The sequence below is a fragment of the Ruegeria sp. BC7 genome (genome assembly GCF_056539165.1).
In genome coordinates this window covers 90,989-103,421 of the sequence record NZ_JBQFUL010000007.1, presented here as the reverse complement: position 1 = coordinate 103,421, position 12,433 = coordinate 90,989, and the positions used below count along the sequence as shown (strand labels likewise).

Genomic DNA, 12,433 nt, shown 5'->3' with positions numbered 1-12,433 from the left:
CGATATGCTGGAACTACTGGGAACGATCGGGGCCAACATCATCAGTTTGCCGGGAATACTTGGGCTAGCTTTGGGTATGATGACCCGGAACCTGTGGATTGGCGCTGCAATGGGCGGGGTCGTGGGTGTGATTGAAACCCTGATTTTTGCGCATTGGTCCTTTGGCAATATAGAGACGATCGAATTGCTGATCGCCGTGGTCGTTGGAATATGCGCTGGAACCATAGGGTCGGCCATCCGTATCAAGGGCGCGACTGTCTGATCTCGTTGGCCCGCGTATGACGCGAAATTAAAACCGCAGAAGACCCCCGTTTTGAGGGTCTTCCGCGCTATTTCCGCTTCTTTTTCTTGTTCATCCAGAAAGGCGGCACATCGCCTGCCATGATACAGCCGTAAGGGTCGATATAGTCTTCTATCTCGGCCAGCCCGTAAGACTTGATCTGAGCAACAACGCTATCTGCGCTCTTGTAGCTGGACGGAAGCTCGGACACATCTACGCCGCCGGCATGGAACCGAATATCCAGCCCTTCCGTCTCGGTCTTTAGCTTTTGTTCGGGCGTCACGTTCCCCATCCGGCGTTTTTGTTCCGAACGTGAAAAGTTTCGGCCCGCCCCATGCGGGCTAAACCCAAGTCCATGCGCTGCATCCTGTCCCCGAACCACCAGAACCGGCTCGGACATATTCAGCGGGATAAGGGTCAAACCCGTAGCGTCGGCGGCATAGTCATTCCAAGCTGGCGTCGCGCCCTTGCCGTGGAAATACAGATCACCTCGCTTGAACACAAAGTTATGCTCGTTCCAGTAGCGGTCGCCCACGTCTTGGACGCGTGCGGCCTCGACAGTGGCCTGGTGGATCGCATTGTGGTTGGCCTTGGTCCACTTCCGGATCAGTTGCAAGGCATCCCAATACGTTCGACCTTCTTCTGTATCAGCCGGAATCCAGGCGTTCTGTTTGGCGGTCTTCGGAGACAGCTCCCTCCGAAACCTTTCCGCTATGGCCATCCCATTCTTGTACAACACGGCGCCCGGGCCACGCGATCCGTGATGCGTGACGATCGCGGTTCGCCCCGTCTTTCGCGAGCGACCAACAAACAGAAAGTGGTTCCCGTCTCCCTGAGTACCCATATGCACCTGCGCCATGCGCAGAGACTTGGGATTGTCCAGAAACGGGTTCGCCCGGAACGCATCCGTAAGCTCCAAAGAAGTTGTAAACCGCTTGCCTTGCGGCCTTCCACCCGGTCCGAAATGCGTCACCGATTGCGCAGCATCCAATACGGCTTTCGGATCGGCATTCCCTAAATCAGTGATCATAACCGAGCAGCAAATATCGGCCGAGTGCATTCCTGGATGGATTGCATTGCGCGCACCTGCGACCCCGCCAACCGGGATTGTGCCAAGCGGACCTGCCGGACAAGCATCTGGCATAATCGCGCCGACCTCGATTGTAGGAGTCCGCATCAGCTCCGTCATCGTCTTGCGCACGTTCGCTACGTTTTCCTGCTCGTCAGGATGCTCGGCATCAATATTCTCGTGAAAGGCTATTTCTCCTGGTGAGCGCAGATCCAACGTGATCGGCAGCGGCGGAATTTCACCCTCCAGTTCCTGCCGAATTCGGACCAACCCAAACCCCTCGGCCCGCATCTGGTTTGCACGGGCCAGCAATGCCGGAAACTGTTTTCCCGGGCGGTGGCCCCAGTCTTTCAGGTGCTCTCCTGTGACCGGGTCAAATGTCTTTTCATCAACCATTTTCGTTGTCCTCGATAGAATAAGGACGTTTTGGCATGCAACTCGCCCAATTTGCAGCAAAACTAATAACCGGCACAAGATCTTGAAATGCCACAAAGAATTCCGGATTTGACGCAATCGCGTCGCGAATGTACGAAAAAACTTTATCGTAAAATATAGTAGTGGATACTTATGAAGAACGTTGTCATCGGCTTTCTAGGCACCCAACTGGATATGGGCAAAAAGAGGCGCTGGAAACCGACGCCTAGCTTGGTGGAACATGACAGCTTACACGTGCACCGTCTGGAATTTCTGTACGACCACAAGTTCAACCGGCTTGCACATCAGGTCAAAAACGAAATCACCGACTCCTCGCCAGAGACGGAAGTCATGCTGCGTCAGCTTGATCTGGATGACCCTTGGGATTTTCAGGAAGTCTACGGAAAACTGTTCGATTTTGCCCGCGGCTATGGGTTCGATGAGGACAGGGAGCAGTATCACGTTCACCTGACAACTGGCACTCATGTGGCGCAGATATGCTGGTTCCTGCTCACCGAAAGCCGCCATATCCCGGCCCGGTTGATACAAACAGGGCCGCCCGGTCCAGACAACGGCGCACCCAAGTTGGATGTAATCGACTTGGACCTCAGCCGGTACGATGCGCTTCAACAGAGGTTTGACCGGCTATCCCGCGAGTATAGCAATCAGCTCAAGGGTGGGATCGAAACGCGCAACACGCGATACAACGCACTGATCGACCGTATCGAGCTTGTCTCAAGCAATTCGGATGAACCGATCTTGCTGCTTGGTGAAACCGGGACCGGTAAAACCGAATTAGCCCAGCGTATCTACAACCTCAAACTGGATCGCCGGAGGGTAAAGGGGCGGCTTGTCCACGTTAATTGCGCCACGCTGATCGGACCCGACGCAATGGCCGCCTTGTTTGGTCAGCGCCGAAGCCATCTTGGGCATGCCGGAACAGAACGCGGCGGGTTGCTGCGCGAAGCTGACGGCGGTGTTCTGTTTCTTGACGAAGTGGATGAACTGGGATGGTCCGAACAGTCCATTATTCTGAACGCAATTGAGACAGGGCGATTTTATCCGTTGGGGTCGGACCATGAAGTTTCAAGCCGTTTTCAGATCATAGCGGGTGCCAACCGAGACCTCCGAACTCTGGCGGCAGAAGGCCGTTTTCGCCAGGATCTTCTGGCCCGGTTGAATATGTGGAACTTCACACTGCCTGCCCTGCGTGACCGGCCAGAGGATATCGAAGCGAACTTGATGCACGAGCTTGCCCGGTCAGAGCGCAGCTTGGGCACACAAGTAGGGTTCAACATCGACGCCCGAGACCGTTTCATGCAGTTTGCCACCGATCCGGCCACCCCATGGCCGGGAAACTTTCGCGATTTCAGCGGGCTGGTAAAACGGCTGTGCACACTTGCTCCGCGCGGACGAATTACGCGAACAATGGTGGAAGATGAGATCGCCTCCTTGCTGGCGGACTGGCATTCCGCCACGACGGACAGCGATTACACGTTGGTTGAAACCATGCTTGGACCCGAAGTCAGGGATGTCGATCCATTCGACTTGGTGCAGTTGGCCAAGGTCATAAGAACCTGCCAGACGTCTTCCAGCCTCAGCGCCGCCGGGCGCGCATTGTTCGCTGTATCCCGAGGAAAACGCAAGACGCAGAACGATGCGGATCGCCTGCGGAAATACCTGCAAAAGTTCGATCTGGACTGGGCAATGGTGTCTGACCGAACTTCGCGATAGCCCCATCACCTCCAAAGGCCACGAGCACTGTGACCGACCCGACAGAACCACTTTTCGGATGTTTAAACGTTATTCCAAGCCACCAATGATTGTTTGTAGCTCATTGGCCAGGTTGGCACCGGGGCACAAGGTGCTGGCATAAGATTTGTGATGGCCCACGTGTGACTTAGGAATGTCGTACTTTTGGGACAAATCCAGCACCAAGTCAGTCAGCGCCGTTCTTTGCCCCTCGTTCAGGGTTTCCACCTCAAAGTTGCCTTCAACAACGATTGCTATGTGCCCCGTTGGATCGTAGTTGGTGTTTGTATCGCCCACAAACTTGATTTCGCGCCCTTCCGCAACGCGCCCGGTCGCATCTATGTAATAGTGGTAGGGCACATCTGCCCAGGCTTTCTTGGTGCGCCCGTCCGCGAGTTTACCCGTCGACTGAGAAAACGCCTGAAGTGACCTGAGTTTTTGTTCAATGGATCGGGATGGTTTCTGTCTGGTCGCGGTGTGATGAATGGTAATTCTGACCGGAGAATGTGTGGCCACTTCAAACAGTGGTTGCTTTGCACCCCACTCACTGCGCGGAACGATATCCAGCGCCAAGACAGGGGACGCGGGCCACAAAAGCAAGCCCACCAGAACTGCCTTCATGTTAGTTGCCCTTTTTCACGTAGGCGTCAGGAACATGCCGCTTAACTTGCTCTAGCTGTTCAAAAGCGGAACTTCGGCTATTCGACGCAACAACGACGGAATACAGTCCATCCCTGAGTTTGGAAAAGTCATCCGTGTTGACCATACGTGCGTTCACCCCACCACTTTGCAGGTCCATCATGAGGTCGTTGGCCTGGTCGATCGCTGCGTGCGGGAAAGAACCGGCGATGACAAACCAGTCGCCGGCAACACTATTTCTGGCCGGTTCGGATTTCGTCGAAACACGAGCGTCCACTGTCTGTCCGCCGGTCGCCTCGCGCCACCCAACGGCAACCGCTTCCAACCGGGCGCTTCGGGGGGGATGCGTATCGCTTCCGGCTGCCGGAAGCTGTCGAAATAGCCACTGCGCCTCTTGCAGGTCACCGCCGAGTTTCCCGACAACGAAGCCCGCGAATTTATCCGCTTCGAGTTCGGTCGGAGGACGGCTTCCGCCTGCCTCCAGTGTATGCCCATTCAGGTGGTGTGCGATTTCGTGACCCAGCAACGCAACGGCAGCCCAGCGATTGTTTGAGATGCTGTTCTGTATCCAGTCCTCGCTGTAGACGATCAACCGTTCCTCGCCGTCAATAACTGCGGCCGCGTTGGGCACATTCGCCGCAAAGACCTTAAACCTTGGAACCAGCCCGACGGTTGACAGAATTTGAGCGACCATGTCCTTGGCTTGCTGGCTGGACGAAAACGAATAGATTTCATCGTCAAACACCTCGTCCGGAGCAAACGAACACAAATGGTCGTGCCCATCCAGCTTGAGCAATGATTGCGCACTTGCATGAGACGTCAGGAGGCTCAGAAAAATAACTGAGAGCAGGTGCATACGGCGCATTGGCATAGGTTCTCCTAAATTCGGCATCTCATCAACACCGGTACAATCGACGCTTAACCTTCTGTCTACAAGGCATTTACTTGAAAATACGTGAACAAGTTTTGACGCGGGGCCATTTCGCATCATCGCCTCTGGGCGATCGGGGCAGCCACGCGAAGCCGTTTGGCCCGGAACCGCGTAGACGGAACCGGGCGTTTGGCGCATCTCAGGTGACATCCTTGCCGATAGCCACCATTGGGCAAGTTCAAGCCGCCCATTCCGACGGCCCTGAGACCAACCCTAGATCTTTGAAAAATCGGGTTCGCGCTTTTGCATGAAAGCTGCGACCGCCTCGGCAAATTCCGGTCCTTGCAACCCTTCATAGAACTGGCGGAACTCTTCGTTCACACGTTCATCCAGAGCGTCCCCGGACACGTTGCGCAGCAAAGCGCGGGACTTCATCATCGCCCGCAAGGGCTGTTTGCTCAGGGCAACGGCTGCCTGCTCTGCGGCGGCTTCGACCTCGGCCTGAGGCAGGACGCGGCTGATCAGGCCCAGCTCGTGCGCTTCGGCGGCGCCAAACAAACGGCCCAGAAGGATCAGCTCTGCCGCGCGCGGTGCCCCCATCAGGCGCGGCAGCAGATATGACGAGCCTGCCTCGGGAACAACACCCAAATTGACGAAGGGCATCCGGAATTTGGTGTCATCTGCGGCGTAGATAATGTCGCAATGCAGTAGCATGGTCACACCAATACCCACGGCAAGCCCTTCGACCTGCGCCACGATCGGTTTTGGGAAACGGATCAAGGCACGGACAAACTGTGCGGGTGCAGGTTCTTCCCCTTTGGGCGCGTTGAAACCGTTGACATCGTTGCCGCTTGAGAAAACGCCCCCGGTGCCGCGCAGCCAAACGGCGCGCACACTGTTGTCCTGCGCAGTCTCGTTCAAAACCTCGACCATCTTCAGGTACATCTCGCGCGTGATCGCGTTCTTCTTTCCGGGATTGTCCATCGTCAGGCGCAGAACCGCCCCCAAGCGCTCGACGATGATCTGACCGTTTTTGGCCGCGTCCTGTGTCATTCTTGTTTTCCTCCATTGGGGATGAAGCCAGACAGCTTGTAGGCTGGCCTGCTTCGTCGTCAGGTAATGAAAGTTGTATAGAGACAAGCTGCCCGGATTTCTTGTCATTCGTAACGTCAACAATTCCGGTCTTTGAGCCAGCCCCGATCCCTAGCTGCCAAAGCCTGCGTGGCACGTTGCAGCCATTGCTTGCTAACGTTGTCCTGCCGGGGCTCCAGACCAATCAGTCCGGAACCCCGAGGATCTTCAAGCGGCGAAGCGGCCGTAGAAGCTGTCGTCTGCGTCCGCGATGTCGCGCAACAGTTTGGGCGCCATAAAGCGCGGGCCATGCTTGGCTTCAAGCTGGTCGCAAATCTCAACCGCGCGTTTGCCGCCGATGACGTCCAGCCAGCCGAACGGTCCACCTGACCAAGGCGCAAAGCCCCAGCCCAGCACAGCGCCAACGTCGCCCTCGCGGATATCCATCAGCACGTCTTCCTCAAGCGCACGAACGGCTTCCAGAACCTGCGCCATCATCAGGCGGTTCTGCACATAATCCAGTTCAGGCTGTTCTTCGGCCAGCGGATATTTCTGGTTCAGACCTTTCCAGTAGCCCAAACGCTTACCCTTCTCGTCATAGTCCGAGAAGCCCGCCTTGGACTTGCGGCCCAGCCGCCCCTGTTCCTCCATCCAAAGTATGAGGTTGTCCGCCTCGGACGCATCATAGGCATCACCCATCGCGGCCTTCGTCGCCTTCATGATGCGCACAGCCAGATCGATCGAGGTCTCATCCCCCAACTGCACAGGCCCGACCGGAAAACCCAGTTGCTGCGCCGCATTGTCAATCAATACCGGAGAAATACCTTCGGTCAGCATCCACGTTGCTTCACCGACATACGGCAAGATGCAGCGGTTGGCATAGAAGAACCGCTCATCGTTGACCACGATCGGCGTCTTGCGGATCTGGCGTACAAAATCCAGAGCCTTGGCGACTGCGCGATCTCCGGTTTGGTTGCCCTTGATGATCTCGACCAGCATCATCTTGTCCACGGGGCTGAAGAAGTGGATGCCGATAAACTGGTCCGCCCGCACGCTGGCCTTGGCCAGATCGGTGATCGGCAGAGTCGAGGTATTCGAGGCAAAAATACAGTCTTCGGGGATGATCGCCTCGACCTTCTTGGTCATCTCGGCCTTGACGGTCATATCCTCGAACACCGCTTCGACGATCAGATCCACATCCTTGAGCGCCTCCAGATCAGTGGTGGCAGTGATCTGCGACAACAGCGCTTCTTTCTTCTCGGGGGTGGATTTCCTGCGCGAGATCGCCTTGTCCAGAAGACCTTCTGAATAGGCTTTGCCCTTGTCAGCAGCCTCCTGCGTCTGGTCGATCAGCACAACCTCAATCCCGGCCTTGGCCGAGACAAAGGCGATACCGGCACCCATCATGCCCGCGCCAAGGACGCCAACCTTCTTCACGGTCTGGTCCGGGGCTTCGGGCCGGTTCGCGCCTTTTTCAAGCGCGCCTTTGCTCAGGAACAGGGTGCGGATCATCGCGGCGGTCGATGGTTTCATCAACAGGTTGTTGAACCAACGCGCCTCGACCTTGAGCGCGGTGTCAAAGGGCACCTGAGCGCCGTTATACGCCGCGTTCAGCAGCGCCTCGACAGCCGGGAACGCGCCCTTGGATTCACCGACTCCCATCACCACAGCGCCAGCGAAGGTCATGAAACCCTGCGGGTGATACGGTGTTCCGCCCGGCATCTTATAGCCCTTAGCATCCCAAGGCTTCAGCAGGTCCGCGTCGGTCGCGCGCAGAACCCATTCTCGCGCAGCGGCGACCGGGTCATCTGCGATCTCGTCGATCAGACCAGCTTTTTGCGCCGCTTCGGGCGACAAAGTCTTGCCTTGCAGCAAGAAGGGCGCGGCGGCCATCAGGCCAAATTTGCGTATCAAGCGCGTGGTTCCGCCGCCACCGGGGAACACACCAACCAGAATCTCGGGCAGGCCAATCTTGGCCTTGGGATTGGGCGCGCAGAAAATGCGATGAGTGGCCAGCGCCACCTCGTAGCCGCCGCCAAGCGCAGTGCCCGGCAGCGCAGCCGCGTATGGCTTGCCGCCCTTGTGCGTCTTGGGGTCCATGTTGTTGCGTTCCATTGCACGCAAGATGCGATGGGTCGCCATCGTGTTTTCCAACATCTCGTCTGGCTTGTCGGCCCACGTGTCGGAAATGCCCGCCAGCATGTTCAGATCAGCTCCGGCCGCAAAGCTGCCGGGCTTGGCCGAAGTCACAACAACGCCCTTGATCTCATCGTCTGCGTTGGCTGCATCAACCACTGCCTTGAGATCGGCTATGCCCTGTTCGGTCAGGACGTTCATGGATTTCCCGGGCACGTCCCAAGTAATGATGGCCACGCCATCGTCGTGTTTTGTCAGCGTAAATTCAGTCATTGCTTTGTCTCCTGCCCCGTATCACACACGCTCGATGATGGTGGCCGAGCCCATGCCCGCACCAATGCACAAGGTCGCCAGACCCGTTTCCTTGTCGGTACGCTCCATCTCGTCCAGCAAGGTGCCCAGGATCATCGCGCCGGTTGCACCCATCGGGTGGCCCATCGCAATGGCACCGCCATTGACGTTCAGCTTGTCCATATCGATGTCGAAATACCGCTGCCAACGCAAAACAACCGAAGCAAACGCCTCGTTCAGCTCATACAAGTCGATGTCATTGGCGGTCATACCCGCGCGTTTGAGTATTTTTTCCGTCACCGGAACCGGGCCGGTCAGCATGATGGTCGGGTCAGAACCGATCTTGGCCGTCGCGACGAACCGCGCGCGAGGCTTCAAACCGTATTTCTCGCCAAACTCCTTGTTGCCGATCAGAACGCCCGCAGCACCATCAACAATGCCCGAACTATTGCCCGCATGGTGGATATGGTCGATCTTTTCCAGATGCGGGTATTTTAGCATCGCGATCTTGTCAAAGCCGGGCATCACCTCGCCCTGTTCCTTGAACGACGGTTTCAGAGCGGCCAGAGTCTCGATCGTCGTGCCCGGACGCATGTATTCGTCATGATCCAGAATCGTAGCCCCGTTTATGTCTTTTACCGGGACGATCGAGCCATCGAACCGACGCGCCTGCCACGCTGCCGCTGCCCGGTTCTGGCTTTCCACACTATAGGCATCGGCATCTTCGCGGCTGATACCGTATTCGGTGGCGATAATATCCGCCGAAATCCCCTGCGGCACCACATAGGCCGGGATCGCAATCGCCGGGTCCACGGCCAGAGCGCCACCGTCAGACCCCATTGGAACGCGGCTCATGCTTTCGACGCCACCGGCGATATAACCGTCGCCGTCACCGCCTCGAACCTGGTTGGCCGCCATGTTTACAGTCTCGAGCGCCGAGGCGCAGAACCGGTTCACCGAGACACCCGGAAGTTCGTCGCCAAACTGTGATTGCAGCACAGCCGAACGCGCCAGGCATGCGCCCTGTTCGCCCACTTGGAACACATTGCCCCAGATCACGTCCTCGACACCTTCGGCATCCAGATTGTTGCGCTGTTTCAACTCGTCCAGAATGATCGAGGACAAGCGTACCGCGGGTACCTCGTGCAGGCTGCCATCCTTACGGCCTTTGCCGCGCGGTGTCCGTACCGCGTCATAGATATAGGCTTCGGTCATGGGTTCTCCCTTCGGGGTCACGCCCCGGTTTTGCAATTTATCAGAATGCTGTGACAGTGAGGTCGATCATCGCCCCAACACCGCGCGGGTTACCGGCCCGCTTGGGCCCGATAAGCGGAGTTTGCGGCCCTACGGCCGCAAACTGATCTTCAGGCGCGGTTAAACATAGCCAGACGGTCGGAGATGATCTGATCCGCCTCTGCCATGATACCGTCAATCAGTTCCTGACACGTCGGGATGTCGTTGATGAGACCCGCAACCATTCCGCAAGACCACGCACCCGCATCCATTTCACCGTCCTGCATGACGCGCGGATAAATTCCGGCAACCTCGTCAATGATATCGTCGAAAGCGATCTTGTCGCCCAACGCGCGCTCTTTCTCCAGAACGCGTTCAACTGCGGTATTGGTCAGGACCCTCTCGGTGTTGCGAAGGGGGCGCATGACCAGACGCGTGTCCAACTCGGTCGCGGCAACGATAGCGTCCTTGACGTTCTGGTGGACCGGAGCCTCTTTCGTCGCGATGAACCGCGTTCCCAGATTGATACCGTCTGCCCCCATCGCGAGAGACGCCACAAGACTGCGCCCGTCAGCCTGACCGCCAGAAGCCACAAAGGGGATTTCCAGTTCATCCGCCGCGCGCGGCAGCAGGATCATGTTCGGCACGTCATCCTCACCCGGATGGCCGCCACATTCAAACCCGTCGACCGACACCGCATCGCAACCAATGTCCTGCGCCTTCAGCGAGTGACGGACCGAAGTGCATTTGTGGATCACCTTGATCCCGGCGTCCTTGAGATAGGGCATGACCTGAACCGGGTTCCGTCCGGCTGTTTCCACGATTTTCACACCGCCATCAATGATGGCCTTGATGATCGCAGGATAGTCAGGCGCGTTCACGGTAGGCAGGAACGTGACATTCACCGCAATAGGTTTGTCCGTCATATCCTTGCAGCGCGCGATTTCATTCGCCAGATCCTCGGGTGTTTTCTGGGTCAGCGCAGTAATCGTGCCCAACCCTCCGGCATTTGAAACCGCGGCGGCCATTTCCGCGAACCCAACGTAGTGCATCCCACCCTGAATGATCGGATGTTGGATGCCCAGCAACTCGGTGATTTTGGTTTTCATTGTCGTCTTCCTTTTCCCCAAGGCCTCGCCAAGGTCAGTCTGTTTCTTTCTGATTGAGGATTTCTTCTTCAACCTGCCCAAGGCGTTCCTTGCCAAAGAACATCTCGGTGCCAACGAAGATCGTCGGGATGCCAAACACATTGCGATCCACAGCGGTAGCCGTGTTTGCCATCAGCCCCTCCTTGACATCAGAGTCCTGAGTTCTGCTCGCAAGGCGCGCACCATCAAGTCCGGCATCGTTCATCGCCTGCACAAATACCTCTGGATCATCCATCTTGAGGTTCTTTTCCCACATGGCCCGCATGCCAGCTTCGACATAGGCATCATGAACCCCATCCAATTGGGCTGCGATAGCGCCCCGCATCAAGAGCAAGGTGTTGACGGGGAAATTCCGATTGAACGTATAGTCCGTGAGGTTGTGCTTTTCGACGAACCGAGTGATCTCGATCCGTTCATAATCCAGTTTGCCTTTGACTTTGGAAAAGGCAAAAGCCGGAGCCATGTTGCCAGTTGCTTTGAAAATGCCGCCCAAAAGACAGGGGACATAGTTGAACCGGACACCCGTGCGCTGCTCTATCCCGGGAATAACCTTGTGACAGAAATATGCGTTTGGGCTGCCAAAATCATAGACGAAGTCTACGGTCACCGTCATTGCCTGGCCCTCACCACTTTTCCGTCCAAGGGCGGAGATCAAGCTCATGAGTCCACGCGGTACGGGGCTGATGGTGCAGCATCACGTAATTCTGAGCGATGTGGTCTGGGTTCAGGATACCGTCTTTTTCGCGCAGATCGTCAACGTGGGGGACATTTTCGCGGATAAAGCTGCTGTCGATGGCCCCATCAATTATTGTGTGGGCAACGTGAATGTTCTTTGGGCCAAGCTCACGAGCCATGGATTGCGCCAGCGCACGCAAGGCGTGTTTGGCACCCGAAAAGGCGGAAAAACCCACGCCGCCGCGCATGCTGGCAGTTGCGCCGGTGAAGATGATCGTTCCGCGACCGCGCTTCAACATCCGGCTGGCGGCTTCGCGTCCGGTCAGGAAACCGGCAAAACACGCCATTTCCCATACTTTTCGGTATACACGTGCGGTCGTGTCCGTGATGTTGAACCGGACATTCGCACCAATGTTGAAAACGACCACTTCGATTGGGCCAATATCGGACTCGATCTTGTTGAAGAGACCTACCATTGCGTCTTCATCCCGCGCGTCCGCCGGACAAGCCACGGCTTGATATCCTTCGTCCCGGATGGTTTGCGCCAACGCCTCCAACGCATCTGCATGCCGTTCACGACGCACGAGGCAAACAGTCAAACCATCGCGGGCAAAAGCTCTTGCGATGGCTGCCCCCGTGTCGTCACCTGCGCCAACGACCAAACATACGCCTTTTTTCTCAACCATCGAGGTATCTCCGTCTGATCCGGGGATTGCGCCACCTGTTGCGCCGACACGCTGAGAAACTCTGGTTGTGCAAAAATGCGGCACAAAACCTGACCTCCCCGTAGACCGACACCAACTGACTTGGCAAATCCCTCCTTTGGTCCTATTTTTAAACCGTATGATTTTTTT

Annotated in this window: 11 protein-coding genes; 2 read left to right on the top strand and 9 right to left on the bottom strand. The window is 56.8% G+C overall.

The window, feature by feature from the left end:
- Positions 1-4 precede the first annotated feature (4 nt).
- The gene (locus ACR0KS_RS16305) at positions 5-262 is read left to right on the top strand and encodes a hypothetical protein (RefSeq protein ID WP_170417186.1); all 258 of its coding nucleotides are present in this window, start codon (positions 5-7) and stop codon (positions 260-262) included.
- A gap of 67 nt (positions 263-329) precedes the next feature.
- On the opposite strand, the gene ACR0KS_RS16300 is transcribed toward ACR0KS_RS16305, so the two are convergent.
- Entirely contained in the window at positions 330-1,745 is a 1,416-nt protein-coding gene (locus tag ACR0KS_RS16300) for an RtcB family protein (RefSeq protein WP_170417188.1), read from the bottom strand.
- A gap of 171 nt (positions 1,746-1,916) precedes the next feature.
- Between ACR0KS_RS16300 and rtcR the strand changes: the two genes are divergently transcribed.
- The gene (rtcR, locus tag ACR0KS_RS16295; protein ID WP_170567659.1) at positions 1,917-3,497 is read left to right on the top strand and encodes an RNA repair transcriptional activator RtcR; all 1,581 of its coding nucleotides are present in this window, start codon (positions 1,917-1,919) and stop codon (positions 3,495-3,497) included.
- A 69-nt stretch (positions 3,498-3,566) separates the two neighbouring features.
- Here the strand turns inward: rtcR and ACR0KS_RS16290 are convergent, their stop codons facing one another.
- The 8 genes from ACR0KS_RS16290 to ACR0KS_RS16255 all read right to left on the bottom strand — a co-directional run bounded on the left by ACR0KS_RS16290 (position 3,567) and on the right by ACR0KS_RS16255 (position 12,265).
- Positions 3,567-4,136, bottom strand: a complete 570-nt coding sequence (locus tag ACR0KS_RS16290) for a peptidoglycan recognition protein family protein (protein ID WP_170417192.1) — start codon at positions 4,134-4,136, stop codon at positions 3,567-3,569.
- Between the two features lies 1 nt (position 4,137).
- The gene (locus ACR0KS_RS16285; protein ID WP_170486224.1) at positions 4,138-5,025 is read right to left on the bottom strand and encodes a M48 family metalloprotease; all 888 of its coding nucleotides are present in this window, start codon (positions 5,023-5,025) and stop codon (positions 4,138-4,140) included.
- Between the two features lie 273 nt (positions 5,026-5,298).
- Positions 5,299-6,078, bottom strand: coding sequence for an enoyl-CoA hydratase (locus ACR0KS_RS16280; RefSeq protein ID WP_170417196.1), 780 nt, complete (start codon positions 6,076-6,078; stop codon positions 5,299-5,301).
- Positions 6,079-6,324: 246 nt separating this feature from the next.
- The gene (locus ACR0KS_RS16275) at positions 6,325-8,505 is read right to left on the bottom strand and encodes a 3-hydroxyacyl-CoA dehydrogenase NAD-binding domain-containing protein (RefSeq protein WP_170567661.1); all 2,181 of its coding nucleotides are present in this window, start codon (positions 8,503-8,505) and stop codon (positions 6,325-6,327) included.
- Positions 8,506-8,526: 21 nt separating this feature from the next.
- Positions 8,527-9,738: an acetyl-CoA C-acetyltransferase gene (locus tag ACR0KS_RS16270; protein WP_170552649.1), complete on the bottom strand. Its 1,212-nt coding sequence runs from the start codon at positions 9,736-9,738 to the stop codon at positions 8,527-8,529.
- 149 nt (positions 9,739-9,887) lie between these two features.
- Complete coding sequence (locus tag ACR0KS_RS16265) at positions 9,888-10,865, bottom strand: NAD(P)H-dependent flavin oxidoreductase (RefSeq protein WP_170417202.1); 978 nt, start codon at positions 10,863-10,865, stop codon at positions 9,888-9,890.
- 34 nt (positions 10,866-10,899) lie between these two features.
- Positions 10,900-11,517: a 2-hydroxychromene-2-carboxylate isomerase gene (locus ACR0KS_RS16260; RefSeq protein ID WP_170417204.1), complete on the bottom strand. Its 618-nt coding sequence runs from the start codon at positions 11,515-11,517 to the stop codon at positions 10,900-10,902.
- A gap of 10 nt (positions 11,518-11,527) precedes the next feature.
- Positions 11,528-12,265: an SDR family oxidoreductase gene (locus ACR0KS_RS16255; protein ID WP_170567663.1), complete on the bottom strand. Its 738-nt coding sequence runs from the start codon at positions 12,263-12,265 to the stop codon at positions 11,528-11,530.
- Between the last annotated feature and the right edge of the window lie 168 nt (positions 12,266-12,433).